Source organism: Roseateles sp. (assembly GCF_039929605.1).
GTDB lineage: Bacteria > Pseudomonadota > Gammaproteobacteria > Burkholderiales > Burkholderiaceae_C > Pelomonas.
This window is the reverse complement of record NZ_JBDSQX010000042.1, coordinates 25348-51830: the sequence shown is the minus strand read 5'-3', so window position 1 is coordinate 51830 and position 26483 is coordinate 25348. Positions and strand designations below refer to the sequence as shown.

Genomic DNA, 26483 nt, shown 5'->3' with positions numbered 1-26483 from the left:
GGCCGGCGATAATCGTCGGCTATGAGTGAAAACGCATCACCGTCGGAACAGCCCGACATTGGGGACATCGAAACCGCCCCGCCGGCCCGTTTCGACACCCTTCCCCTGGATCCCAAGCTGATCCGCGCCGTGACCGATTCCGGCTACCTGACGATGACGCCCATCCAGGCGAAGGCGATCCCGATCGTGCTTGAAGGGCGTGACGTCATGGGCGCGGCCCAGACCGGCACCGGCAAGACGGCGGCCTTCTCCATCCCGTTGCTGCAGCGCATGCTCAAGCACGAGACCGCGAGCGTGTCGCCTGCCCGGCATCCGGTGCGCGCCCTCGTGTTGGCGCCGACGCGGGAGCTGGCTGACCAGGTCGCCGAGAACGTCAAAAAGTACGCGAAGCACACGCAGCTGCGCTCGGTCGTCGTCTTCGGTGGCATCGACATGAAGCCGCAGACGGCCGCGCTCAAAGCCGGCGTCGAGGTGTTGATCGCCACGCCCGGCCGGCTGCTCGACCACATCGAGGCCAAGAACTGCGTGCTCAACCAGGTCGAGTACGTCGTGCTCGACGAGGCGGACCGCATGCTCGACATCGGCTTCCTGCCGGACCTGCAGCGCATCCTCAGCTATCTGCCCAAGGCGCGTCAGACGCTGCTGTTCTCGGCGACTTTCTCGCCCGAGATCAAGCGGCTGGCGCAGAGCTATCTGCAGGACCCCATCCTGGTCGAGACGGCCCGGCCCAACCAGACCGCGACCAACGTCGAACAGCGCTTCATCAGCGTCACGGACGACGACAAGCGGGCGGTGGTGAGGCAGATCCTGAAAGATCGCGCGATCACGCAGGCCATCATCTTCGTGAACTCCAAGCTGGGCGCGGCCCGCCTTGCCCGCACCTTCGAACGCGACGGCCTGCGCACCTCGGCGCTGCATGGCGACAAGTCGCAGGACGAGCGGCTGAAGTCGCTCGACGCCTTCAAGCGCGGTGATGTTGATCTGCTGGTGGCGACCGACGTCGCGGCTCGCGGCCTGGACATCGCCGACCTGCCAGCAGTCTTCAATTTCGACGTGCCTTTCAACGCCGAGGATTACGTTCACCGCATCGGCCGCACGGGCCGCGCGGGTGCGTCGGGCCTGGCGGTGACGCTGGTGACCAAGTCGGATGCGCGGTTGGTGGCGGACATCGAGAAGCTCATCAAGCGCAAGATCGACCTCGATCCCTTCGAGCTCGAAAGCGAGAAGCCGCGTTTCGAGCGCCGTCCGCGCGAGGATGCACCGGCGCGCCAGGAGGGCGCAGAGCGGCCCGCACGTGCTGAGCGTGATGACCGCCCCGCTCGCACGACCAGCCCCGCCATGCGCACGCCGGCGCAATCCGCCGACCCGTTCTTCAACAAACCCTACGAGTCGAGCTCGCGCGACGAGCCGCCCGCCTGGGAGAAGGCCAAGGCGGCCACGCCGGCCAAGGGCCTGTCCAGCTACATCAAGCCCAAGAAGCAGGTCGCGGCGCTGTTCGGCGCCAAGAAGCCGGCTGAAGCTGAAACCGAAGCAGAGTCTTAAACCGCAGCCTCAGGCCAGCAGCGAGAAGACCGCAGGGATGCGGTCGGACAGCTTGGTGCGATTCAAGCGCCAGTCGGCCACGGTGGCGGTCTGTGTCCAGCCGCCGGGCAGCGTTAGTCCGACGCTGATTGACAGCCGCGTGGCGGGCTTCAGCGTCGCCAGCAAGGCCTGGTTCAGCACCTCGTTGCGGTAGGGCGTTTCGATCAGCAATTGCGTCTGCTGCGCCTTGGCCGACAACGCCTCCAGCTCGCGGATGCGTGCCGTGCGTGCGTTGGCGTCCACTGGCAGATAGCCGACGAAGGCGAAGCTCTGGCCGTTCAGGCCGCTCGCCGCGAGCGCCAGCAGTAAGGAGCTGGGCCCGGCCAGCGGCACCACTTCGATGCCGGCCTCGTGGGCCAGCGCCACCAAGCGCGCGCCGGGGTCGGCCACGGCGGGCAGGCCGGCTTCGGAAATCAGGCCGAGGTCGTGCCCGGCATGGGCTGGGTCCAGCAGCGCAAGCCAGGCGGCCGCGTCATCGCCGCCACCTCGGCCCCCTTTGGGCGGACGCGGCAGCTCGGTGATTTGCATCGCCTGCAGCGGCTGGTGAAGTGGCGCGATGGCATCGATGCGCTTCAACAGCGAACGCGTCGTCTTGGCGTTCTCGGCGGCCCAGTGCGTCAGCCGCGCTGCGGTCTCAATGACGCGTTGCGGCAGCACCGCGCGCAGGTCGAGCGAATCGTCCACGCCGAAGTCCAGCGTGTTGGGCATCAGGATCAGTTTTCCGAGGGTCATGCGAGGGGCTCCAGGCCGGCGCGGCGCAGCAGGGCGCAGGTGCGAATCAAGGGCAGACCGATTAGCGCGGTCGGGTCGTCGGATTCGACGGCGTCCAGCAGCGCGATGCCCAGGCTCTCGACCTTGGCGCTGCCGGCGCAGTCATAAGGCTCATCGGCCCGCAAATAGGCCTCGATGGCGGCATCGCTTAACTCGCGAACGCGCACCCGCACTTCGGCGCGCTCGATGGCGGCGAGGCCCGGTGCGACAACGGCCACCGCAGTCTGGAAGACGACCTCGCGGCCACTCATGCGGCGCAGCTGGGCGGCGGCGGCTTCATGCGTACCCGGCTTGCCGATGGTTTCGCCGGCCAGATCGGCGACCTGATCGGAGCCGATGACGATGGCACCGGGGAAGCGCGCGGCCACGACCCGTGCCTTGGCCAGCGCCAGGCGTTCGGCCAAGGCGGCCGGCGCTTCGCCGAGCAGGGCGGTTTCGTCGACCTCCGGCGCCACGGCCTCGAAGGGCAGGCGCAGCCGGGCCAGCAATTCCTGGCGGTAGCGGGACGTCGAGGCGAGGATCAACTGGGGCATCGGGTCATTCTCGCCCGCCTAAACTGGTGGACATGAAACCGCGCGCCTTTGTTCCTGAGAAGCTTGACCTCGCCGCCTTCGCCCGCGATGGCGCCAGTCTGGAGGGCGAATGGCGGGCTGAGTCGCTGGAGCGCCTGGCCGAGTCCGCAGCGCCCGACGCGCCGGCGCAGGGTTGGCCGGCCCTGCACTGGCGTCTTCAGGGAGAGGCACGCCAGGCCAAGGATGGCAAGACCCAGACCTGGCTGCAGGTGACAGCGCAGGTCGAGGTCGCGCTGACCTGCCAGCGCTGCCTGAAGCCCGTTGGCGAGCATGTCGACATCGACCGCTGGATCCGTTTCGTCGACACCGAGGCTGAAGCTGCGGCGCTGGATGCCGACAGCGACGACGATGTGCTTGCCATGCCGCGCCACCTGAACGCCCGCGAGCTCATCGAGGACGAGGTGCTGCTGGCCCTGCCGCTGGTGCCGCGTCACGAGGTCTGCCCCGAGCCGCTGGCCCATGTGGAAGACGACGAACTGGCGGGTGAGGACGGAGAGGGCGAGCGTCCCAATCCCTTCGCCGCGCTGGCGGCGCTCAAGCGCGGCGGCAGCGCCTGAGGCCATGAATCCGCTTGGCTTGCCGGACGCTTTAGCCCGCCTGGCTTGGCGATCAAAGCATTGGCTGCTACACTCGTGGGCTTTTCTGCGGCCTGGGGCTCGAGCTGTTTTCCCGCTTGAGACTTTTCCAGGGGTCGCAAACCCAAACCCCGCACCTCACCGCGCACTAGACCCCGCAGAATTCGGAGAATTTCATGGCTGTTCAGCAAAACAAGAAGTCGCCTTCCAAGCGTGGCATGCACCGTTCCCACAATGCCCTGGTCACCCCGGGCACGGCCATCGAGCCGACGACGGGCGAAGTGCATCTGCGTCACCACATCAGCCCGACCGGTTTCTACCGTGGTCGCAAGGTGTTGAAGAGCAAGGCCGACGCGGCCTGAGCTTGAGCAAGCCTCCGCGAGGCTTGCAGACCCGCACCGCACTGGCTGCGCTGCGCACCCGAGAATCTGCCGACCCGGCCTGCGCCACGCGCTGTGCCGGGTTTGGTCTTTTCTGAAACGCTTCTGCCTCGATGACCCACGCGACCCTGCCCGAGCCCGTCCGCCTTGCCGTTGATTGCATGGGCGGCGACCACGGCCCCTCGGTCACGCTGCCGGCCTGCCGCGCCTTTCTCGACAAGCACCCCGGCGCTGAACTCATCCTCGTCGGTAAGCCCGAAGAGTTGACCGCTGCCGCCGCCTGGCCGCGCTGCCGTGTCGTCGCGGCCAGTGAAGTCATCACGATGGACGATCCGGTCGAGGTCGCCCTGCGCCGCAAGCGCGACTCGTCCATGCGCATCGCCATTCAGCAACTCAAGGCCGACCGTGACGGCAACCCGGCGCTTGCGCATGCCTGCGTGTCCGCCGGCAACACCGGCGCGCTGATGGCCGTGGCCCGGTACCTGCTGAAGACGCTGGACGGCATCGACCGCCCGGCCATCGCCACCGTCGTGCCCAACCAGCGCGGCCGCTTCACGACCGTGCTGGATCTCGGCGCCAACGTCGACTGCACGGCCGAGCACCTGCTGCAGTTCGCCGTCATGGGCAGCGCGCTGGTGTCGGCCGTCGAAGGCATCGAGGAGCCCAGCGTCGGCTTGCTCAACATCGGCGAGGAGGCCATCAAGGGCAGCGAGACCATCAAGCAGGCGGGAGAGCTGCTGCGCGCGGCGGGCGCGGCCGGCCAGCTGAACTTCTTCGGCAACGTCGAGGGCAACGACATCTACAAGGGCACGACGGACCTCGTCGTCTGCGACGGCTTCGTCGGCAACGTCATGCTCAAGACCTCCGAGGGCCTCGCCACCATGATCGGCACCTTCATCAAGGAAGAGTTCAGCCGCAACCTGCTGACCAAGGGTGTCGCGCTGCTGGCTCTCCCCATCCTGAAGGCATTCAAGGCCCGTGTGGACCACCGCCGCTTCAACGGCGCAGCGCTGCTGGGCCTGCGCGGCCTGGTCTTCAAGAGTCATGGCTCGGCCGATGCCTTCGCCTTCGAGCAGGCTTTGGCCCGCGCTTATGATGCCGCCCGCAACCGGCTGCTGGACCGGGTACACGACCGCATCGTCGCCGCGCTGCAGGCGAAGGCGACCGATGCTGGAGACAAGGCGGCGCCCGCCGCTCAGGCTGCATGAGCCCATCTGGACACACCTCACCCCGCTACTCGCGCATCCTCGGCACCGGCAGCTATTTGCCCGCTGACCGGGTCACCAACCAGGCCCTGGCCGAGCGCCTCGCGGCCGACGGCGTCGAAACCTCGGACGACTGGATCGTCGAGCGCACCGGCATCCGCGCGCGCCACTTCGCTGCGTCAGACCAAAGCGCCAGCGACCTGGCCTTCCCGGCCGCGCTGGCCGCGCTGGAAGCCGCCGGCATCAAGGCTGAGGAGCTGGACCTCATCATCGTCGCGACGTCCACGCCCGACATGGTCTTCCCGTCCAGCGCCTGCCTGCTGCAGAAGAAGCTCGGCGTGTTCGGTTGCGCCGCCTTCGACGTGCAGGCGGTTTGCGCGGGCTTTGTCTACGCGCTCAGCGTGGCCGACTCGATGATCAAGACCGGCGCCGCCAGCAAGGCGCTCGTCGTCGGCGCCGAGGTGTTCTCGCGCATCCTCGACTTCAAGGACCGCACGACCTGCGTGCTGTTCGGCGACGGCGCCGGTGCCGTCGTGCTCGGCGCCAGCGACGAGCCCGGCATCCTCGCCACCGAGCTGCATGCCGACGCGCGCCATTCCGACATTCTCTGCACGCCGGGCACCGTGTCGGGCGGCCAGGTGCTGGGCTCGCCTTTGCTGAGGATGGATGGCCAAGCCGTCTTCAAGCTCGCCGTCGGCGTGCTGGAGAAGGTCGCCCGTTCGGTGCTCGACAAGGCCGGCTTGACGGACGCCGACATCGACTGGCTCATCCCCCATCAGGCCAACATCCGCATCATGCAGGGCACGGCCAAAAAGCTGCGCATGTCCATGGACAAGCTCATCGTCACTGTCGACGAGCATGGCAACACGTCGGCCGCCTCCGTGCCGCTGGCGCTGGACGTGGCGGTGCGCAGCGGTCGCGTCAAGCGTGGCGATACCGTGATGCTGGAAGGCGTCGGCGGTGGCTTCACCTGGGGCGCCGCCCTTCTCAAATATTAGAAGCTGTGAACGAACCCCGCACAGCCGCTCATCCCGCCGCAACGTCGCCACTCGGCGTTGCAAATGCTCGCCGTAGTTCCGGCTACGGCTCCGCTTTGCGCCTTGATTGGCGACGCCGCGACGGTCTGCTCGGCCGCGCGCGGTCCATTCACAGCTTCTATCCATGACCGCACCGTTTGCTGTTGTTTTCCCCGGCCAGGGCTCGCAGGCCGTCGGCATGCTCGACGCCTGGGGCGACCACCCGGAAGTCCGCCTCGTTCTTGAAGAAGCTTCCGCCGCCCTCGGCGAGGACATCGGCGCGCTGATCCATGCCGGCCCCAAGGAGCTGCTGGACCTGACCACCAACACCCAGCCCGTCATGCTGACGGCCGGCATCGCCTGCTGGCGCGCCTTCGTTGCCGAGACCGGCGCGGTGCCCGTGGCTGCCGCTGGCCATTCGCTGGGCGAGTACACGGCGCTGGTTGCGGCCGGCGTGCTGAGCCTGGCCGATGCGCTGCCGCTGGTGCGCTTTCGCGCCCAGGCCATGCAGGAGGCCGTGCCGGTGGGCGCCGGCGCGATGTACGCCATCCTGGGCCTGGACGGCGACGCCGTCCGCGCGGGCTGTGCACAGGCCGCCGCCGAGACCGGTGAGGCCGTCGAGGCCGTCAACTTCAACGACCCCAAGCAGACGGTGATTGCCGGCAGCAAGGCCGGCGCGGACAAGGCTGCCGAGATCCTGAAGGCCGCCGGCGCCAAGCGCGCGCTGCCGCTGTCGGTGTCGGCCCCCTTCCACTCCAGCCTGATGAGGCCGGCCGCCGAGCGGCTGAAGGAGAGGCTGGCGACGGTGCAGTTCCAGCCCGCTGCCTTCCCCGTCATCAACAACATCGACGTGGCCGTCAACGACAACGCCGAGGCGCTGCGCGACGCCCTCTACCGCCAGGCCTTCGGCCCGGTGCGCTGGGTCGAGGTAGTGCAGGCGTTGAAGGCGCGCGGCGTCGGCCATCTCATCGAAGCCGGCCCCGGCAAGGTGCTGAGCGGCATGGCCAAGCGCATCGACGGCGAGCTTGTCGCCGCCTGCGTGTTCGATCCCGCCTCGCTCGCCGAGGCCCGAGCACTCCTCGGAGGCTGAACCCATGACTGAATCTGCATCAAAGGGCGTCGCCCTCGTCACCGGCGCCAGCCGTGGCATCGGCCGAGCCATCGCGCTGGCCCTCGCCCATGAAGGCTGGCGCGTCATCGGCACGGCGACGACCGCATCCGGCGCCGCCGGCATCACCGAAGCCCTCGCTGCGTTCGGTGGCCGCGGCATCGCACTCAACGTGACCGATGCCGCTGCCAGCCAGGCGGCCGTGGACGATATCGTCGCCAAGGAGGGCGGCCTGCACGTCCTCGTCAACAACGCCGGCATCACCCGCGACACGCTGTCCATGCGCATGAAGGACGGCGACTGGGACGCGGTGCTGGACACCAACCTCAAGGCCGTCTTCCGCCTCGCCCGCGCCGTCACCAAGCCGATGATGAAGCAGCGCAATGGCCGCATCATCAACATCACCTCGGTCGTCGGCGCCTCCGGCAATGCCGGCCAGGCTAACTACGCCGCCGCCAAGGCCGGCGTGGCGGGCCTGACGCGCTCGCTGGCCCGCGAACTCGGCAGCCGCGGCATCACGGTCAACTGCGTTGCGCCTGGCTTCATCGCCACCGACATGACCGAGGTGCTGCCCGAGGCCCAGAAGGCCGCGCTGCTGGCGCAGATCCCGCTGGGCCGCCTGGGCGCGCCGGAGGAAATCGCTGCGGCGGTTGCCTTCCTGGCGTCACCGGGCGGTGCCTACATTACGGGTACCGAACTGCATGTCAACGGTGGCATGTACATGGCCTGACGGCCTGCATAAGCTGCTTCAATTTCCGCTTGGGCCCCGACTTAGGGGCGCAACTCTAGTGCCCTTAGAATGCCGGGCTGTTTTCTGCAAACCCCTCCTGGAGGAGTGTCATGAGCGATATCGAAGCACGAGTCAAGAAAATCATCGCCGAGCAACTTGGCGTGGCTGAGGCCGACGTCACCACCGAGAAGGCATTCGTTGCCGATCTGGGCGCCGATTCTCTGGACACCGTGGAACTGGTGATGGCCCTCGAAGACGAGTTCGGCATCGAGATCCCCGACGAAGAGGCCGAGAAGATCACCACCGTGCAGCTGGCGATCGACTACGCCGTCAAGCACCAGAAGGCCTGAGCCTTCTTTTCTCTCGTAACTCTGTGATCCGTACCGCATGAGCCGTCGCCGTGTCGTTGTCACCGGTCTTGGTCTGATCAGTCCTGTCGGCAACTCCGTTGCCGAAGGTTGGGCCAACATCCTCGCCGGGCGTTCCGGCATTGCCACCATCACCCGCTTCGACGCCAGCGTCATGGCGTGCCACTTTGCGGGTGAGGTCAAGGGCTTCAAGATCGAGGATTACATCCCCGCGAAAGAAGCCCGCCACATGGATAACTTCATCCATTACGGCCTGGCGGCGGCCTTCCAGGCGGTGCGTGATTCCGGCATCCCCACAGGGAACGAACTGACCGAGGAGCAGGCCGAGCGCATCGGCGTGCTCGTGGGCTCGGGCATCGGCGGCCTGCCGCTGATCGAAGACACGAAAGAAGAGCTGACGAGCCGCGGCCCGCGCCGCATCTCGCCGTTCTTCATCCCGGCCTCGATCATCAACATGATCTCGGGCCACGTCTCCATCAACTTCGGTTTCCAGGGGCCCAACCTGGCGATCGTGACGGCCTGCACGACGGGCCTGCACGCGATCGGCGAAGCCGGCCGCCTCATCGAGTACGGCGACGCCGACGTGATGGTGGCGGGCGGTGCTGAAGGTGCGGTGTCGCCGCTGGGCATCGGCGGTTTCGCCGCAGCCCGTGCGCTGTCTACTCGCAACGACGACCCCGCGACCGCGTCCCGGCCCTGGGACAAGGACCGCGACGGTTTCGTGCTGGGCGAGGGTGCCGGCGTGCTGGTGCTCGAAGAGTACGAACACGCCAAGAAGCGCGGCGCCAAGATCTACTGCGAGCTGGTCGGCTTCGGCATGGGGGCGGACGCATATCACATGACCGCGCCCAATGTCGACGGCCCCAAGCGCTCCATGCGCGCGGCGCTGCGCAATGCGGGCATGAACCCCGACCAGGTCGACTACATGAACGCCCACGGCACCTCCACGCCGCTCGGCGACGTGAACGAGACCAACGCGATCAAGCTGGCCTTTGGCGATCACGCCAAGAAGATGGTCATCAGCTCGACCAAGTCCATGACCGGCCACTTGCTGGGCGGCGCGGGCGGCATCGAGTCGGTGTTCACCGCGCTGGCCATCCGTGACCAGATCGCCCCGCCGACGATCAATATCTTCAACCAGGATCCCGAGTGCGACCTGGACTACTGCGCCAACGAGGCGCGGCCGATGAAGATCGACATCGCCGCGAAGAACAATTTCGGTTTCGGCGGCACAAACGGCACGCTGATCTTCAAGCGGGTCTAGGCGCACCGGGCGATGCGTCGCACGCCGCCCGTCGTCGTGCAGTTGCAGCGCCAGCCGGCCCTGCAGGCGGTCATGGCTTGCGTCGCGGCGCTGGCTTCGGGTGGCCTGGCTGCCTGGATGCTCAGCCATTACCCGTCTGCGTGGCCGGCACTGCTGTCCATTCCACTGGTCAGCATCTATGGCTGGCGCGCCGCCGCCGTGCTGCCGCGCCGCCTGCGCTGGGATGGCCAGGCCTGGTGGCTGGCCGACTCTGATCGCGATGAAGAAGCCACTGTCCAACTCACCGTGCTGATCGACCTCGATGCCTGGCTGCTGCTGCGTGCCAGCCCTGGCCCATGCTGGCTCCCGTTGGCGCGGCACCAGCAGGCTGCCCATTGGGCGGCATTGCGCGCGACCGTGTTCGCCGCGCCGACGGTGCAGCCATGAACGCCCAGGGCCAGGACGCCGACGCCCTGCTGGTGCGCGAGGCGCAGGCCGGCAGCCGCACCGCCTTCGACATGCTGGTGCTGAAGTACCAGCGCCGCGTCGAGCGCCTGCTGTCGCGCAGCGTGCGTGACCCCGCCGACGTGGCCGACCTCTGCCAGGAGACCTTCCTGGCCGCCTACCGCGCATTGCCTGCCTTTCGCGGTGACAGCGCCTTCTACACCTGGGTCTACCGCATCGCCATCAATGCCGCACAGCGGCATCGCAGCCGCCAGCGGCCGGTCGAGTCCCTGGACGACGACGAGGGAACTTTCGGCACCGACGCGCATCCAACCGACGATGCGACCCCCGAAGCCCTGCTCGCCAACCGCCAGTTGGCGCGCGGGCTCAACGAGGCGGTCGAGGGCCTGGCGGAAGATCAACGCCGGGCGTTGCTGCTGCGAGAGGTAGATGGCTTGAGCTACGACGAGATCGCCGATTTGATGGACTGCCCGCCGGGCACCGTGCGTTCGCGCATCTTCCGCGCCCGGGAGGCCTTGGCCGTGCGGCTGCGGCCGATGCTGAGTGGGGGAGGGTGGCGATGAGGAGCCCCGACAACGATGCGCTGGACGGGGATCTGCAAGAGGCCCTGTCCGCCGTCATGGACGGCCGCGCGACGCCGGCCGAGTGGGCGCGTGTGAACGCGGCCTGGGCGGCCGACGCCACGCTGCGCGAGCGCTGGGCGCTGTGGCACGCGGCAGGCGACGGCCTGCGCTCCGCCGAGCTGCCCGCGCTGCACCGCGAGCCCCACACCCTGCTCGACGCGCTGCATGCACAGATGCCGGCACCGCTCCTCGCGCACCCGCGCGGTCGCGACTGGTTCGCGCCGTTCGCCGTCGCCGCCGGCTTCGTCGCCGTGGCCATCGGCATCGGCGCGCTGCGCACGCCCGCGTCGCCGGACACCCTCGCCGCCGCTGCGCCATTCGCAACACCACGCGCGCAAGGGCTTGCGGGCATGAGCTTTGCCCAGACGGCGGCAGGCCGTACGCTGCCGTCCCTGAGCGGCTCGCACGAAGCCGGCGTGTTGGTCAACGTGCCGCCCGAGATCATCGATTGGGGGCTGGCCCTGCCCGAGCAGGCGGCCTCCCGCCCCGCGCAATGAAGCAATGCAACTTTCCTCCGCCCGCTGAACCTGGAACTTTCTATGCACGCTGAGAACCGCCTCCCCCCCGCCCGTGCGCGCCTGCTGCTGACCGGCACCGCGCTGGCGCTCGCACTTGCCTTCGGCCATGCGCCGGCGGCCGCGCAAGCCCGTGAGCTACCTGACTTCAGCGAGCTGGTCGAACGGGTCGGTCCGGCAGTCGTCAACATCCGCACGGCGGAGAAGGTCAAGGTGCCCGAAGGCCAGGCCGAGATGAACGAGCAGATGCAGGAGTTCTTCCGCCGCTTCGGCATCCCCGTGCCCAACCAGCGCCGTGGCGCGCCACGCGGCGGCGGCGCGCCGGATGACGACGGCCCGATGCGCCGCGGCGTTGGCTCCGGCTTCATCCTCAGCGCCGACGGCTATGTGCTGACCAATGCCCACGTCGTGCAGGGCGCCGACGAAGTCATCGTCACGCTGACCGACAAGCGCGAACTCAAGGCCAAGCTCATCGGCGCCGACCAGCGCTCCGACGTCGCCGTCGTCAAGATCGAGGCCGCCGGCCTGCCGTTCGTCAAGGTCGGCGACAGCAACAAAGCCAAGGTCGGCGAATGGGTCATGGCCATCGGCTCGCCCTTCGGCCTGGAGAACACCGTGACGGCCGGCATCATCAGCGCCAAGCAGCGCGACACGGGCGACCTGCTGCCGCTGATCCAGACCGACGTGGCCATCAACCCCGGCAACTCCGGCGGCCCGCTCGTCAACATGCGCGGCGAGGTCATCGGCATCAATTCGCAGATCTACAGCCAGAACGGCGGCTACATGGGCATCTCGTTCGCGATCCCCATCGCCGACGCCGTCCGAGTGGCCGACGAACTGCGCGCAGGCGGTCGTGTCGTGCGCGGCTACCTGGGCGTGCTGCCTGACGACATCACCAAGGAAATTGCCGAGGCCATCGGCTTGGGCAAGCCGCAGGGCGCGGTGATCCGCTCCGTCGTGGCCGGCAGCCCGGCCGAGAAGGCGGGCGTCGAGGGTGGCGATGTCGTCACCAAGGTCGACGGCAAGACCGTGGACAAGGCGGCCGACCTGCGCCGCCTGGTGGCTAACGTCAAGCCCGGCGCCAAGACGACGCTGACGGTGTTCCGCCGCGGCGCGAACAAGGACATCGTCGTCACCATCGGCGAAGACGAGCGCAGTAAGAAGCCGGGCAGCGACAGCGCCGAGAGCAGCAAGGAACCGGCGCCCGCCACCGGGCCGAGCGCAGCGCTGGGGCTGAAGGTGTCCGACCTGACCGACCTCCAGCGCAAGGACCTCAAGCTCAAGTCCGGCGTCAAGGTCGACAGCGCCACGGGTGCCGCCGCCCGCGCCGGCCTGCGCGACGGCGACCTCATCCTGTCGGTGGACAACGTCGAGGTGAACTCGGTCAAGGCTCTCCAGGCTCAGTTGGCCAAGGCCGACAAGACCAAGCCCATGAATCTCGTCGTGCGCCGCGACGACGTCACGAGCTTCGTGCTGCTGAAGCCGGTGCACTGATTCGGCCCGGAAGACTGGGTTGTCTTGTCGGGCTTTCCGCGATGCGGCAAGGCTGGCGGGACGGCGCCGAAAGGTTGTCCACCGTATTTGGAAGTTGGCACCGGCTAACTTCTGCACAAGAGCCGCGATTGTTCGCGTCGCCCGCTAAAATGCGGGCGAACGCATCCTCGAAAGGGGTGCTTGGCCATGCAATCGTGGGCTGCCGGTAACGGCTTGATTTGATCCACAGGTGATCCACAGGTTCTTGTGGATAAGCTGTTGATAAATTCCTTGTTGGAGGCCTGCAACGGCCGGAAAACCAATGGTGGTGCGGGCTCTCGGCCGACCCTTTTGGCTACAATGAAAGCCCAACAAGCAGTTGCCAAACCTTTGTTGGAAGGCACGTCGCCTCTTCGACGTGCCTTTTTTTTACCCACGACACGGCGCTCCCGCGCCTTCACATCGCTGCGCGATAAGAGCTGTCCATGCAACGGCTCGCGCCGTTGACGCTTGCCGGCCTCGCGCGCTGCAGACTCCATGAATCACATCCGCAACTTCTCCATCATTGCCCACATCGACCACGGCAAGAGCACGCTGGCCGACCGCATCATTCAGCGCTGCGGTGGCCTGAGCGACCGCGAGATGGAAGCGCAGGTGCTGGACTCAATGGACATCGAGCGCGAGCGCGGCATCACGATCAAGGCGCAGACGGCCTCGCTTCAGTACAAGGCGCAGGACGGCAAGATCTACAACCTGAACCTCATCGACACGCCAGGCCATGTGGACTTCTCTTATGAAGTCAGCCGGTCGCTGTCGGCCTGCGAAGGTGCGCTGCTCGTGGTCGACGCCTCGCAAGGTGTGGAAGCTCAGACGGTGGCCAACTGCTACACCGCGCTGGACCTGGGCGTGACGGTCGTGCCGGTGCTCAACAAGATGGACCTGCCCAACGCAGACCCGGAAAACGCGCGCGCCGAGATCGAGGACGTGATCGGCATCGACGCCGATGACGCCATCCCGTGCAGCGCCAAGACCGGCATGGGCATCGACGAAATCATCGAAGCCGTGATCGCCCGCATGCCGTCGCCCAACGGCGTCGTCGAGGCGCCGCTGCGCGCGATGATCATCGACAGCTGGTTCGACAACTATGTCGGCGTGGTGATGCTGGTGCGCGTCGTCGACGGCACGCTCAGGAAGGGCGAGCGCATTCGCATGATGGCCTCCAACGCCGTCTACCCGGCCGACAACCTCGGCGTGTTCGCGCCCAAGTCGACGCCGCGCGAGCAGCTCAATGCCGGCGAGGTGGGTTTCATCATCGCGGGCATCAAGGAGTTGCAGGCGGCCAAGGTCGGCGACACCATCACGCTGGAAAAGAAGCTGCCCAACAACCTGGGCCCCGCCGAACAGGCGCTGCCGGGCTTCAAGGAAATCCAGCCTCAGGTGTTTGCGGGCCTGTACCCGACCGAAGCCAGCGAGTACGACCAGCTGCGCGACGCGCTCGAAAAGCTCAAGCTCAACGACTCCTCGCTGCGCTACGAGCCCGAGGTGTCGCAGGCGCTGGGCTTCGGCTTCCGCTGCGGCTTCCTGGGCCTGCTGCACATGGAGATCGTGCAGGAGCGCCTGGAGCGTGAGTTCGACCAGGACCTGATCACCACCGCACCCAGCGTGGTCTACGAAGTGGTGCAGGGCGACGGCTCGGTGATCCTGGTCGAGAACCCAAGCAAGATGCCCGAGGTGGGCCAGATCCAGGAGATCCGCGAGCCCATCGTCACCGTGCACCTGTACATGCCGCAGGACTATGTCGGCCCGGTCATGACGCTGGCCAATCTCAAGCGCGGCAACCAGCTGAACATGGCCTACCACGGCAAGCAGGTCATGCTGACCTACGAGATGCCGTTGGCCGAGATCGTGCTGGACTTCTTCGACAAGCTCAAGAGCGTGTCGCGCGGCTATGCGTCGATGGACTACGAGTTCAAGGAGTACCGCGCGTCCGATGTCGTGAAGGTGGACATCCTGATCAACGGTGACCGGGTCGACGCGCTGTCCATCATCGTGCACCGCGTGCAGAGCCAGTTCCGTGGCCGCGGCGTGGCGGCCAAGATGCGCGAACACATCCCGCGGCAGATGTATGACGTCGCCATCCAGGCGGCGATCGGCGGCAACATCATCGCCCGCGAGAACATCAAGGCGCTGCGCAAGAACGTGCTGGCAAAATGCTACGGCGGCGACGTCTCCCGCAAGCGCAAGCTGCTGGAAAAACAGAAGGCCGGCAAGAAGCGCATGAAGCAGATCGGCTCCGTCGAGGTGCCGCAAGAAGCCTTCCTCGCGATTCTGCAAGTCGACGATTGACCCCCATCGCTTCCCATCCCCCCGCCTTGAAAACCTCCCTGATGAGCGCTCTGACCGGTATCTTGTACGCGGCCCTGGTGGCCTATCTTGGCGGCTGGTACATCGGTCGCTGGACCGGCAACTTCGCGTTGCTGCTCTTCCTGCTGACCTCGGTGACCATGCTGTACTGGCTGGCCGAGCGCTTCTACTTTGCGCCCGCCCGCAATCGGGCGGCGCAGACGCTGGTCGAGAACGACGCCAAACGCCGCCAGACCCTGGCCGCGCAGGGCATCAGCCGCGTGGACGGTGATGTCGAGCCGGCCCGCCAGCAGATCCTGCAGCAGCCTTGGTGGCTGGACTGGACCGCCGGCCTCTTCCCGGTCATCCTCATCGTCTTCCTGCTGCGCAGCTTCCTGTTCGAGCCCTTCAAGATCCCGTCGGGCTCCATGGTGCCCACGCTGCTCGTCGGTGATCTCATCCTCGTCAACAAGTTCCACTACGGGATCCGTCTGCCGGTGCTGAACAAGAAGATCATCGCCAACAACGACGTGAAGCGCGGCGACGTGATGGTCTTCCGCTACCCGGAAGACCCGAGCACCGACTTCATCAAGCGCGTCGTCGGCATCCCGGGCGATGAGGTGAGCTACGTCAACCAGAAGCTCTACGTCAACGGCCAACTCCAGCCTACGCAGCCCGTCGACAATTTCTACGACGACAGTGGCATGCGACGCGAATACCGACCTCGCTTTACTGAGAAGTTCGGTGACAAGCCGCACCAGATCTTGGTCGACCAGACCGCGCTTCACAGCTTCCGTCCGGACCGCGCCGACGGCCCCTTCCCCTTTCAGGAAAACTGCCGCTACACCGTCGAGAGCGTGACCTGCAAGGTCCCGGCGGGCCACTACTACATGATGGGCGACAACCGCGACAACTCGCGTGACTCGCGCTTCTGGGGGTTCGTGCCTGACGAGAACATCGTCGGCAGGGCCTTCATGGTCTGGATGAATTTCGGTAACCTCAAGCGCATCGGTACCTTCTTCGATTGAATCCCAGATGAACCGTCCCCACCGTTCGATGTCGTCTTCTCCCCGTCGCCAGCGCGGCCTGTCCCTGATCGGGCTGCTGTTCTGGGGCGGCATCGCCGCCGTCACGGCGGTCGTCGGGATGAAGGTCTTTCCAACCGTGCTGGAGTACTACACGGTCAAACGTGTCGTCAACCGCATCGCCGCCGGCAATCCCTCGACGGTGCCCCAGGTGCGCCAGGAGTTCGACAGGGCCACGGCGGTCGAATACTCCATCCAGAGCATCAAGAGCGGCGACCTCGTGGTGACTAAGGACGGCAACGACAAGGTCGTCATCGAGTTCGCCTGGGACAAGGAGGTCGATGTCTTCGGCCCGGTCTATCTGCTGATCAAGTACCGGGGCAAGTCAGGTTGACGCTGTTGCCGCTGGCGCCCCGACGATGAACGCCGCTGCTCTCGACGCCCTGCAACAACGCCTCGGCCACCGCTTCCAGCGGCCCGAGCTGCTGTCGCGCGCGCTGACCCATCGCAGCTACGGTGCCGACCACAACGAGCGTCTTGAGTTCCTGGGTGACGCCGTGCTGAGCCTGGCCGTCTCCAGCCTGCTCTACGAGCGTTATTCCGGCTCCGACGAAGGCGACCTGACCCGCGTGCGCGCCCACCTCGTGCGCGAGGACAGCCTGCACAAGCTCGGCCTCAACCTGGGTCTGCCCGGCGTGCTGAAGATGTCCGACGGCGAAGCCCGCGGCGGTGGCGCGCACCGGCCGTCCATCCTTGCCGACGCTGTCGAGGCGGTGCTGGGCGCCGCCTACATCGACGCCGGTTACGACGCCGCCCTCGCCATCGTGCGCCGCCTGCTCGATGAAACCATCGCAACGGCGGCCGGCTCGGGCGACTTCGGCAAGGACGCCAAGACCGCGTTGCAGGAATGGCTGCAGGCACGCCGCATCGCCGTGCCGAGCTACCGTATCGTCGCCACGCGCGGCCAGGCCCATGCGCAGACCTTCGAGGTCGAATGCGCGGTGCCGGCCCTGGACGTGGCCGAATTGGGCGAAGGACGCTCACGCCGCACGGCCGAGCAGGAGGCCGCGCGCCGCCTTCTTGATCGCCTCCAGGACAGACTCACCGCCGAACGAGGCAAACCATGACCACCGACGCAGTTCCTCCCGCCGCTGTTCCCGCCGCAGCCGCCGCTGACGGTGCCACCCAGCCGAACTTGCAACGTTGTGGCCTCATCGCCATCGTCGGCCGCCCCAACGTGGGCAAGTCCACGCTGCTGAACGCCCTCGTCGGCCAGAAGGTCAGCATCACGTCCGACAAAGCGCAGACGACGCGCCACCGCATCACCGGCGTGCGCACGGTCGAGGAGGCGCAGTTCGTCTTCGTCGACACGCCCGGTTTCCAGACCAAGCACAACGCCGCGTTGAACCGCACGCTCAACCGCACCGTGCACGGCGTATTGAGTGACGTGGACCTGGTGCTGTTCGTCGTCGAGGCCGGCCGCTTCGGCCTGGACGATGCCAAGGTGCTGAGCCTGCTGCCCGAGGACAAGCCGGTCGTGCTGATCGCCAACAAGCTCGACGCCGTGCACCGCCGCGCCGAGCTGGCGCCCTGGCTCAAGGGCATGGCCGAACGACGCAACTTCACGGAGTTCGTGCCGCTGTCGGCCAAGAAGGAGAGCGACGTCACCCGCCTCTTCAAGATCCTCAAGCCCTATCTACCGGAGCAGGGCTGGTTCTACGCCGAGGACGCGCTGACCGACCGCAGCGAGAAGTTCCTGGCCAGCGAAATCATCCGCGAGAAGCTGTTCCGCCTGACCGGCGACGAGCTGCCCTACACCTCCACCGTCATCATCGACAAGTGGGAAGACGAGGGCGAGCTGCGCCGCATCAGCGCCAGCATCGTTGTCGAGCGCGACGCCCACAAGGGCATGATCATCGGCCAGGGCGGCGAGCGCCTGAAGCGCATCGGCTCGGAAGCGCGCCAGGAGCTGGAGCATCTGATGGACGGCCGCGTGTTCCTGGAGCTGTGGGTCAAGGTGCGCTCGGGCTGGGCGGACACGGAAGAGCATCTGCGCAGCTACGGCTACGAGTGACGGCCAGTTCAAAGGCAACCACAGAGGCACAGAGACACAGAGGGAACGCCCCTTGAATTTCTCTGTGCCTCTGTGGCTTTGTGGCTTTGTTCCTGGGCTGCAGCGATGAGGCTGACGCGTCCGCCAGCGACGCAGCAGGCCTACGTGCTGCACTCCCACGACTGGAGCGAGTCCAGCCTCATCCTCGACCTGTTTACGCGCGAGTCCGGCCGTGTGGCGGTGGCCGCCAAAGGCGCCAAGCGGCCGTACTCGCAGCTGCGCGCGGTGCTGCTGCCGCTGCAGCGCATCAGCGTCAGCCTGTCCAAGCCGGCCAAGGCAGAGGGCGGCGAAGTGCAGACGCTGCGCAGCGCCGAGTGGGGCGGCGGCGCGACGATGCCGGCCGGCGCCGCGCTGTTTTCCGGCTACTACCTCAACGAGCTGCTGCTCAAGCTGCTGGCCCGGCACGACCCGCACGCCCGGCTGTTCGATGCCTATGCCGACACGCTGGCGGCGCTGCCCGAGGGCGACGCTGCGCTGCGGGCCTTCGAGCTGAAGCTGCTGCTGGAACTCGGCCTGCTGCCGGACCTCAGCGTCGTCGCCACCACGCAGACGGCCATAGCCCCTGAGCGCCGCTACCAGCTCTCGCCCGAGTCTGGCGTCATCGCTGCGGCCAGCGACGCCAGCCTGCCCGGCAGCTTGCTGATCCAGCTGCAAGCGGCGCTGCTGCACGGCAGCATGGCCGCGCTGCGCCAGGCCTGCGCCGCCGAGCCGCAAGGGCTGAAGACGACGCTGCGCGGACTGCTCCACTACCATTTGGGCCACCAGCCGCTGCGCACCCGCGCGCTGATGGTTGATGTCCAGAACCTGCTCGACAAATGAACCCTTTTGCTTCCGGCGACACCCGCTGCGCCCTGTCGGTCAACGTCAACAAGGTGGCGCTGTTGCGCAACACCCGCCACCTCGGCATCCCCAGCGTGCTGCGCGCGGCTGAGGCCTGCCTGTTGGCGGGCGCGCAAGGCATCACCGTGCACCCGCGGCCGGACGAGCGTCACATCCGCACGGGCGATGTCGACGACCTCGCTGCCTTCCTCAAAGACTGGCCCCAGGCCGAGTTCAATATCGAAGGCAACCCGACGCAGAACTTGATGGACTTCGTGCGCCGACATCGCCCGCACCAGGTCACCTTCGTGCCGGACTCGGAAGAGCAGTTCACCTCCGACCATGGCTGGACGCTGCCGCAGGACGCCGAGCGCCTGCAGCCGCTGATCCAGGAAGCCCGCGATCTCGGCGTGCGCGTCAGCCTCTTCATGGACCCGATTCCGGCCGCGATGGCGCTGGTTGCCGAACTGGGCGCCGAGCGCATCGAGCTCTACACCGAGACCTTCGCCAGCACCTTCGGCACCGAGCGCCAAGCCGAGGTATTGCAAGGCTTCACCGCAACCGCCGAGGCGGCGCTGAAGATAGGCCTCGGCATCAACGCCGGCCATGACCTGAACCGTGACAACCTGACGGCCTTTCTGAGCGCAGTGCCTGGCGTGCAGGAGGTGTCCATCGGCCACGCCTTGATCGCCGACGCGCTGGAGCTGGGCTATGCCGACGCGGTGCGGGCCTATCTGCGCGCCATCGCCGCCGCATGATCTACGGCATCGGCACCGACCTCTGCGACATCCGCCGCATCCGCGAGACCCTCGCGCGGCGCGGCGAGCGTTTTGCCGAGAAGGTGCTCGGCCCACATGAGCTGGCCGTTTACCGCGAACGTCATGCCAAGGTCGCTGCGCGCGGCGAGGCCTATCTGGCCACACGCTTCGCCGCCAAGGAGGCGTTCTCCAAGGCCATCGGCTTAGGGCTGCGCATGCCCATGACCTGGCGCGCGATGGAGGTCGTCAAGGCGCCCAGCGGCAAGCCGGAGATCGCCCTGCACGGCGCGCTGGCCGAGTGGTTCACCGAGCGCGGTTTGAGCGCCCATGTGACCGTCAGCGACGAGCAGGACTACGCCGTCGCCTTCGTCGTTGTCGAGACCGCAAACCCGCACCCCTAACGCCGCGTTGCGTGAGTTTTCACGCCGATGACGGTTTTCTGCTGCAAACCGCGTTTATCCAAGCAAGGGCCAATCGGCTCGAGCGAAGGGGCGGGGCGATGGACGCACAGATGGTGGAACACGCGCTGGTCACGGCAGCGTTCGTGGGCGGCCTGCAATGGCTGATGAAGCGGGGTGGCCCGCGCCTGGGCGGCTGGGTGGCGGCCGTGCCTGTCACGTCGGCGCCGGCGCTGTTCTGGCTCAGCCTGGAGCGCGGTGGCGGCTGGGCGGCCGAGGCCGCCACGGCGGCGCTGGTGTCAACCGGGCTGACGGCCGTGTTCGCCCTCGTCTACGGCCGTGGCTGCGCGCGGCGCTGTCCGGCAGCGTGCACGGCGCTGGCTCTGCTGGCCTGCGTGACGCTCGGGGCGGTGGTGCAGCCCCAGCTTGCTGGCGGCCTTGTGGCGTCTTCGCTGTTTGCTTTTGCCACGATGGTCTGGGCCCGCCGTGGCCTGCCATGCGTCGACGCCGCACAGCAGCGCCGCGCCGCGGCCGACCCGCAGCGTGACCGCCGCAACTGCTGCATGGTCATGGTCGTGGCCGGCACGCTGACGCTGCTAACGGGCCTGGTCGGCGGCGCGGCCGGGCCGACGATCTGCGGCCTGCTGGCGGCCGTGCCCATTGTCGGCATCTGCACCATCGTGTCCACCCATCGGCGTGATGGCGCGGCCCGGACGGGCGCGCTGCTCAAGGCCTATGTCCAGGGCTCGCTAGCCAAGGCGTTCTTTCTTGTCGGCCTTGCTGCGGGCCTGACCGCGCTGCCGGTAGCCTGGGCCTGGCCGACGGCGCTGTTGGTCATGGGGATGGCGCTTGCCGGTCAGCAGTTGGCGCCCCGCCTCTGGGCGAGTCGACGCGCAACACCACTCTAAATCCTGCCCTGAAACAGCAACCGCTCCGCCAGCTGGCGCCGTGCCGGTGATTGGGCAGCCACGCGGCCCAGCATCGCGATGACGGGCTCGCAGGAGGCCGCGCCAGAAGCGGTGGGCGCATCGGCCCACAGCCGCCCCAGCATGCCCAGCGCGGAGTTGCCGACGGAGCGGTCCAGCACTTCCATCTCGATGGCACTCGGCGGCTTGGGCAGCCAGCGCGGCGGTGCGCTGTTGGCGACCTCAAGCAGCCACTGCGCCTCGCGCGCCTGAGCGTCCAAGGGCAACAGCTGGCGGGCGGCCAGGCGGCCATCGAGCAGGTCGCGGCAGGCGGGCCGTGCGCCGGGTTGCGTTGGCGTGCGCAGTGCCTGGAGCTGCTCGCCGACGATCTGCAGATAACGCCGCCGCAGCACGGCGTCCGTGCCGTTGATCAGGGCTGGCATCTGCTGGGCCAGCGGCGGCAGGGCAGCAGCCTGCACTTCCTCGTCGGCCGCGCCTGCCGAGCGTGCCGCCAACATGCGCTGCGCGACGGTCTCGATGGTGCCTGCCGTGCGCCGCTCCAGCGCTTCCCAGACGGGATGCATGCGCAGCGCGTCGTCAAAGTCCGCCAGGCCGGCGCCCGCAGGCGGCAGCGGGATGGCCAGCGTGCGCGGCGACGGTGCGATCAGCGCGTGGGCCTGCAGCTCCTCGCGCGGCACGAACCACATGTTGCTCGACGAGGTGCGCAGCGTCGTGTCGATCATGGTCTGCGGCAGGCCCAGCTCGCGGTAGGTCTTGGCCAGCTCTTGGTTGGCCAGCTCCTCGAAGACCGGGTTGTAGGTGCCGGTGGACGCGCGGTGGAAGCCCAACTGCCCCTCGGGCGCCAGCTGGCGCGGGTTGCCGGCCAGGAAGACGAGCGTGCAGGCACTCGCGCAGGTGCCCACGGCGCGGGCCTCGTGGCGGTGTTCCTTCATGGCGCTGGCCATGTGCTCTGCCTCGCGCACCCGGCCACCGGGCGATGACAGCTCGACGCGCTTCAGGTCGCGGGCGGCGCTGCTGGCCAGTAGGACACGCAGGCGCTCGCCGTCGCCCATGCCGATGACACCGTCCAGCCGCAGGCTGCGGCCGTCGGCCGAGAAGCTGAACTTGGCCTGCCCGATGGGGTCGATGCCGCGCGCCATCTGCCAGAACTCACCGAGGCTGGGCAGCAGGCCGAACAGCACCGAGACGGCCAACTGCAGCGCGCCCAGCGCGAGCGTGATGCGGGCCAGCCAACCCCAGAGCGCCGACCCGTAGTCACGCAAATAGGCTGTCGCGGAGCGCCAAGCGCCGACGATGCACCAGACATCCAGCGCCATCAGCAGCGGGAAGCCCATCAGCACGACGATGGCGTTGATCTGCAGCGAATCGCCCTTGACGCTGATCCAACTCATCAGCCCCGTCAACGCCATGGCCAGCGGCGTGGCGACGAGGAAGCTGTTGAGCCAGTAGCTGCGCGCCAGGCTCTGCTCGCCGCGCCAGTGGCGCTTGAAATAACCCGCCTTCGGTGCTTCGCTGATGTCGCTCACAGGCGGTCGGCGCCGCGGGGCAGGCCCTGGCGTGCCCGCGCTGCGGGGGCGGTGCGAGGCCTGCTGCCAGGCCGCAGGCGCTGCGGCGGGCGGTGCCGGCGCCGGCACGTCACCGGTGGTCGGGTCGATGTAGGGGCGGTGGGGTCGGGCGTCGGTCATCGTGGGATCAAAAAGTGCCACCCTGTCAGGCAAGCGGCGGCATCGTAGAGCGCAGCGGGCGTGCCGGGCGTTAGGCGGCGTGGGTAATTTGACCCGGCTGCAACAGGGCTTGACCCAGTTCGCAGCAGGCAAGACCAGCGGTCACGCCGCTGAGCTATCGCACAAGCTGTTCAGCTCACTGGCATATGCAGGCCCGCTTCCAGTGCATCGGCGGCAGCACTGAATTCCAGGTTGTCGATGTGCTGACACAGCAGTTCGAACGAGCCCTTGCTCAAGAGCCGCTGAAGCTGTGGGGAGAGGCCATTGAAGCGCTCAATCGCCGACATGCTTTGCTGGCGAAGCCGACCAATGAGATCGGCCAGCACCTGCGGCTCGATGCTGTCGCCACCCGTGGCTATAGCCGGATCCCCGGCCTGAGCGGGCGCTGTCAGCACCAACGTCGCCGCGCATTCCCGCAGCCGTTGCAGCTTGATGCCAAGCTGCCTGGCGAGCTCAACGAATCTCTCGACGTTTCCTGCCGCACAGGCCGCCTCCGCCTCGCCCGCCAGTTGATGGATCTCCTTGGCCCCGAGGGTGCCCGCGCTGCCTCTCAGCTTGTGCATGCGACCGGCATGGATGCCCAGGTGGGACGAGGCCTGCATGGCGGTCGGAACCGGGACGGCCGAGAACTCGTCGAGCAGCCGCTTGAGCATCGACTTGAACAAGCCGAAGTCATTGCTCAGGCGTTCGCGCACGTTCAACCCATCGATTCCCTCGATCTCGGGCCACGGCAGCGCTTGCGGCGTCGGCGTGTCGGGCGAGCCAGCGGCCAATGGCACCGGCCGGCCGTTCCCAGGCGCAACGCGGCGCAGGATGCTGGCCACGAGGGACTGCGGGTCGAACGGTTTGACAAGGTAGTCGTCCATGCCGGCCGCCGTGGCGCGTTGTCGCTCGCTGCTCAGCGCGCCGGCAGTCAGGGCGATGATCGGCAAGTCCGCCAGGTGCAGTTCGAGGCGGATTCGCCGGGTGGCGTCGTGGCCGTCGAGTACCGGCATCTGCACGTCCATCAGCACCACGTCGATGGCGTGGGGCTGTGCCTCAAGAAGGTCGAAGGCTTCCTGTCCATTGTTTGCCAGGACCACCTTCGCCCCCTCCAATTCGAGGATGCGCTTCGTCACGTCCAGGTTGATGTCGCTGTCGTCGACCACCAGCACCCGGATGTCCAGCAGCGCGCGTTCACCGGCTGCGGCGGGAGACGCCTCCCGCCGCGCCACCGCGTCAGGCGAGGCGAGCGCAAAGTCCAGCACGACGCTGAACACGCTGCCGACGCCAGGGGTGCTCTCCAAGCTCACGTGCCCGCCCATCAGGCCCGCCAGGCGCTTGACGATCGACAACCCCAGCCCGGTGCCACCGAAGCGCCGTGTGATCGACGCATCCGCCTGGGCAAACGGCGCGAACAACTGCTTCTGAACTTCGGGCGCGATGCCGATGCCGGTGTCTTGCACGGCGAACGACAACGTCGCATGCCTGGCCGTGGCGGCAAGCATCCGGACGTGCAACTCGACACTGCCGTGGTCGGTGAACTTGATCGCGTTGGACAGCAGATTGGTCAGGATCTGGCTCAGGCGCGTCGCATCGCCCTCCAGGGCCGGTGGCAGCTCGTCCGCGACGACGATGTCGAAGGCGACGCCCTTGGCCTCGGCCTGGACCGCCATCACGTCGGTCAGCTCCTTCAGCAGGCTGGGCAGGCTGAACGCGGTGCTCTCGACGATCAATTCGCCGGCCTCGATCTTCGACAGATCGAGCACGTTGTTCAGCACCACCAGCAGCGACTTGCTCGCGAGCTTGACCTTCGTCAGAAAGGCCAGCTGCTCCTCGTCCAGCGAGGTCTGCCCGAGCAGGTAGGTCAGGCCGATGACTGCGTTCATCGGCGTGCGGATCTCATGGCTCATGTTGGCGAGAAACTCGCTCTTGGCGCGATTCGCCTGTTCGGCCTTTTGCGTCGCCTGACGCAGCGATTCCTCGTACTGCTTGCGCTCGGTAATGTCGCGCGCCGCCGCGAAGACGCCTTGCAGCTGCCGGTCGCGGTCATGAAAGGTGGTGGCGTTGTACGACACCACGGTGAGCTTGCCGTCGCGGGCGCGGACGGTCAGTTCGTAGTTGGTGACCTTGCCCTCGGCCAGCACGCGCTTGATGCCTGCTTCAGCCCGGTGCGGCGCGGTGAAGTAGTTCTTGAACGGCGCACCGATCAGCTCGTCCCGCGTGCAGCCGGTCAGGGCTTCCGTCTGCTTGTTGACGTCGGTGATGATGCCGCGTGGGTCGGTCGTCATCAGTGCGTCGATGTTGGATTCGATCAGCGAGCGGGTGTAGAACTGCTGGTCACGCAAGCGCTGATCGAGCTTTTTTTGCTCGGCTTCGACCAGCTTGCGCGCGGTGTTGTCGGTGCCGATCAACAGATAGCCGATGATGGCGTCCTGCGCGTCGCGCAGCGCCGTCACCGACACCACCGCCCCGAAGCGGCTGCCGTCCTTGCGGATGTAGGTCAGCTCGTAGATGTCCTCAATGCCGCGCGAGGCCTTGAACACCAGCGCCTCGAAGCCTGGGGCAATCGGGGTCTCGAGTTCCACGCTCAGCGCCTTGGCGCGCTCGATCAATTCCTGCGGGTCGGAGATGTCGGCGGGCGTGATCTTGTTGACGACGTCAGCGGCGGTGTAGCCCAGCATGCGCTCGGCGCCGACGTTGAAGATCTGGATCACGCCCTTGGCGTCGGTGGCGATGCTCGAGAAGTTCGCGCTGTTGAAGATCGCGTTCTGCAAGGCGCCGGCTTTCAGCAGCGCTTCTTCAGCGCGTTTGCGCGCGGTGTTGTCGGTGCCGATCAGCAGGTAGCCAATGATGGCGTTCTGGGCGTCGCGCAGCGCGGTCACCGACACGACGGCCGGCAAGCGGCTGCCGTCCTTGCGGATGTAGGTCAGCTCGTAGATGTCCTCGATGCCGCGCGAGGCCTTGAATACCAGCGCCTCGAAACCCGGCGCGATGGTGGTCTCGAGTTCGACACTGAGCTCCTTGGCGCGTGCGATCACCTCCTGGGGGTCGGAAATGTCGGCCGGCGTGATCTTGTTCATCACGTCGGCGGCCGCGTAGCCCAGCATGCGTTCAGCGCCGACGTTGAAGATCTGGATCACACCCTTCGCGTCGGTGGCGATGCTCGAGAAGTTGGCGCTGTTGAAGATCGCTGACTGCAGGGCGCCGGCCTTGATCAGCGCCTCTTCCGCCTGCTTGCGAGCCGTGTTGTCAGTGCCGATCAGCAGGTAGCCAATGATTCGATCTTCGGCGTCGCGCAGCGCGGTGACCGACACGACTGCGGGGAAGCGGCTGCCGTCCTTGCGGATGTAGGTCAGCTCGTACATGTCCTCGATGCCGCGCGAGGCCTTGAACACGAGCGCCTCGAAACCGGGCGCAATCGAGGTGTCGAGTTCCACACTGAGCGCTTCGGCGCGCGCGACCAATTCCTGCGGGTCGGAGATATCGGCCGGTGTGATCTTGTTCATCACGTCGTTGGCCGAATAGCCCAGCATGCGCTCGGCACCGACGTTGAAGATCTGGATCACGCCCTTCGCGTCGGTCGCGATGCTTGAGAAGTTGGCGCTGTTGAAAATCGCACTCTGCAATGCGCCGGTCTTGAGCAAGGCCTCCTGGCGCCGGACCTCGTTGAGGTACTCCACGGTGCCGTCGGCGGGATTGCGAGGAGTGGAGGTATCGCCGGCGATTTTGGGCATGGGCAACTTTGTTGAGCGCGTTTTAGCGCGTTTGAG

General features: G+C 67.1%; 26 protein-coding genes. 22 read left to right on the top strand and 4 right to left on the bottom strand.

Annotation, left to right across the window (positions count from 1 at the left end):
* Positions 1-21: 21 nt before the first annotated feature.
* Positions 22-1542, top strand: coding sequence for a DEAD/DEAH box helicase (locus tag ABIS05_RS05995; protein ID WP_348009691.1), 1521 nt, complete (start codon positions 22-24; stop codon positions 1540-1542).
* A gap of 9 nt (positions 1543-1551) precedes the next feature.
* On the opposite strand, the gene ABIS05_RS05990 is transcribed toward ABIS05_RS05995, so the two are convergent.
* Both ABIS05_RS05990 and ABIS05_RS05985 read right to left on the bottom strand, forming a co-directional pair.
* Positions 1552-2313 (bottom strand): SAM-dependent methyltransferase, encoded by a 762-nt coding sequence (locus ABIS05_RS05990; RefSeq protein ID WP_348009690.1) that lies wholly within the window; start codon positions 2311-2313, stop codon positions 1552-1554.
* Positions 2310-2885 (bottom strand): Maf family nucleotide pyrophosphatase, encoded by a 576-nt coding sequence (locus ABIS05_RS05985; protein ID WP_348009689.1) that lies wholly within the window; start codon positions 2883-2885, stop codon positions 2310-2312. The genes ABIS05_RS05990 and ABIS05_RS05985 overlap by 4 nt, the downstream gene beginning before the upstream one ends.
* Positions 2886-2917: 32 nt before the next feature.
* On the opposite strand from ABIS05_RS05985, the gene ABIS05_RS05980 reads away from it, so the two are divergent.
* The 21 genes from ABIS05_RS05980 to ABIS05_RS05880 all read left to right on the top strand — a co-directional run bounded on the left by ABIS05_RS05980 (position 2918) and on the right by ABIS05_RS05880 (position 20989).
* Positions 2918-3481, top strand: a complete 564-nt coding sequence (locus ABIS05_RS05980; protein ID WP_348009688.1) for a YceD family protein — start codon at positions 2918-2920, stop codon at positions 3479-3481.
* A gap of 194 nt (positions 3482-3675) precedes the next feature.
* A complete protein-coding gene (rpmF, locus tag ABIS05_RS05975) occupies positions 3676-3861 on the top strand; it encodes a 50S ribosomal protein L32 (RefSeq protein ID WP_056876082.1) in 186 nt (61 codons plus the stop codon).
* A gap of 131 nt (positions 3862-3992) precedes the next feature.
* A complete protein-coding gene (plsX, locus tag ABIS05_RS05970; RefSeq protein WP_348009687.1) occupies positions 3993-5087 on the top strand; it encodes a phosphate acyltransferase PlsX in 1095 nt (364 codons plus the stop codon).
* Positions 5084-6082 (top strand): beta-ketoacyl-ACP synthase III, encoded by a 999-nt coding sequence (locus ABIS05_RS05965; protein WP_348009686.1) that lies wholly within the window; start codon positions 5084-5086, stop codon positions 6080-6082. The genes plsX and ABIS05_RS05965 overlap by 4 nt, the downstream gene beginning before the upstream one ends.
* A 163-nt stretch (positions 6083-6245) precedes the next feature.
* Entirely contained in the window at positions 6246-7190 is a 945-nt protein-coding gene (fabD, locus tag ABIS05_RS05960; RefSeq protein ID WP_348009685.1) for an ACP S-malonyltransferase, read from the top strand.
* 4 nt (positions 7191-7194) lie between these two features.
* A complete protein-coding gene (gene fabG / locus ABIS05_RS05955) occupies positions 7195-7938 on the top strand; it encodes a 3-oxoacyl-ACP reductase FabG (protein WP_348009684.1) in 744 nt (247 codons plus the stop codon).
* Between the two features lie 110 nt (positions 7939-8048).
* The gene (gene acpP, locus ABIS05_RS05950; RefSeq protein WP_348009683.1) at positions 8049-8288 is read left to right on the top strand and encodes an acyl carrier protein; all 240 of its coding nucleotides are present in this window, start codon (positions 8049-8051) and stop codon (positions 8286-8288) included.
* 37 nt (positions 8289-8325) lie between these two features.
* A complete protein-coding gene (gene fabF, locus ABIS05_RS05945) occupies positions 8326-9570 on the top strand; it encodes a beta-ketoacyl-ACP synthase II (RefSeq protein WP_348009682.1) in 1245 nt (414 codons plus the stop codon).
* A 12-nt stretch (positions 9571-9582) separates the two neighbouring features.
* Positions 9583-9996 (top strand): hypothetical protein, encoded by a 414-nt coding sequence (locus tag ABIS05_RS05940; protein ID WP_348009681.1) that lies wholly within the window; start codon positions 9583-9585, stop codon positions 9994-9996.
* The gene (locus tag ABIS05_RS05935; protein WP_348009680.1) at positions 9993-10577 is read left to right on the top strand and encodes a sigma-70 family RNA polymerase sigma factor; all 585 of its coding nucleotides are present in this window, start codon (positions 9993-9995) and stop codon (positions 10575-10577) included. The genes ABIS05_RS05940 and ABIS05_RS05935 overlap by 4 nt, the downstream gene beginning before the upstream one ends.
* Entirely contained in the window at positions 10574-11134 is a 561-nt protein-coding gene (locus tag ABIS05_RS05930) for a sigma-E factor negative regulatory protein (protein WP_348009679.1), read from the top strand. The genes ABIS05_RS05935 and ABIS05_RS05930 overlap by 4 nt, the downstream gene beginning before the upstream one ends.
* A gap of 42 nt (positions 11135-11176) precedes the next feature.
* Positions 11177-12646, top strand: a complete 1470-nt coding sequence (locus ABIS05_RS05925; protein ID WP_348009678.1) for a DegQ family serine endoprotease — start codon at positions 11177-11179, stop codon at positions 12644-12646.
* A 516-nt stretch (positions 12647-13162) separates the two neighbouring features.
* Positions 13163-14971 (top strand): translation elongation factor 4, encoded by a 1809-nt coding sequence (gene lepA, locus ABIS05_RS05920; RefSeq protein ID WP_348009677.1) that lies wholly within the window; start codon positions 13163-13165, stop codon positions 14969-14971.
* A gap of 41 nt (positions 14972-15012) precedes the next feature.
* Positions 15013-15996, top strand: a complete 984-nt coding sequence (lepB, locus tag ABIS05_RS05915; protein ID WP_348009676.1) for a signal peptidase I — start codon at positions 15013-15015, stop codon at positions 15994-15996.
* Between the two features lie 28 nt (positions 15997-16024).
* Positions 16025-16387, top strand: a complete 363-nt coding sequence (locus ABIS05_RS05910) for a DUF4845 domain-containing protein (RefSeq protein WP_348063223.1) — start codon at positions 16025-16027, stop codon at positions 16385-16387.
* Positions 16388-16412: 25 nt separating this feature from the next.
* A complete protein-coding gene (gene rnc / locus ABIS05_RS05905) occupies positions 16413-17120 on the top strand; it encodes a ribonuclease III (RefSeq protein ID WP_348009674.1) in 708 nt (235 codons plus the stop codon).
* Positions 17117-18067, top strand: coding sequence for a GTPase Era (gene era / locus ABIS05_RS05900; RefSeq protein WP_348009673.1), 951 nt, complete (start codon positions 17117-17119; stop codon positions 18065-18067). Before rnc ends, era begins: the two co-directional genes overlap by 4 nt.
* Before the next feature lie 105 nt (positions 18068-18172).
* Positions 18173-18925, top strand: coding sequence for a DNA repair protein RecO (gene recO, locus ABIS05_RS05895; protein WP_348009672.1), 753 nt, complete (start codon positions 18173-18175; stop codon positions 18923-18925).
* Entirely contained in the window at positions 18922-19683 is a 762-nt protein-coding gene (locus ABIS05_RS05890) for a pyridoxine 5'-phosphate synthase (RefSeq protein WP_348009671.1), read from the top strand. The genes recO and ABIS05_RS05890 overlap by 4 nt, the downstream gene beginning before the upstream one ends.
* On the top strand, positions 19680-20084 hold the full coding sequence (acpS, locus tag ABIS05_RS05885; protein WP_348009670.1) for a holo-ACP synthase: 405 nt from the start codon (positions 19680-19682) through the stop codon (positions 20082-20084). The genes ABIS05_RS05890 and acpS overlap by 4 nt, the downstream gene beginning before the upstream one ends.
* A gap of 98 nt (positions 20085-20182) precedes the next feature.
* Positions 20183-20989 (top strand): hypothetical protein, encoded by an 807-nt coding sequence (locus tag ABIS05_RS05880; protein WP_348009669.1) that lies wholly within the window; start codon positions 20183-20185, stop codon positions 20987-20989.
* Here ABIS05_RS05880 and ABIS05_RS05875 read toward each other — a convergent pair.
* Both ABIS05_RS05875 and ABIS05_RS05870 read right to left on the bottom strand, forming a co-directional pair.
* Positions 20986-22692: a hypothetical protein gene (locus ABIS05_RS05875; RefSeq protein WP_348009668.1), complete on the bottom strand. Its 1707-nt coding sequence runs from the start codon at positions 22690-22692 to the stop codon at positions 20986-20988. The genes ABIS05_RS05880 and ABIS05_RS05875 overlap by 4 nt on opposite strands.
* A 170-nt stretch (positions 22693-22862) precedes the next feature.
* A complete protein-coding gene (locus ABIS05_RS05870; RefSeq protein WP_348009667.1) occupies positions 22863-26447 on the bottom strand; it encodes a PAS domain S-box protein in 3585 nt (1194 codons plus the stop codon).
* Positions 26448-26483: the final 36 nt, after the last annotated feature.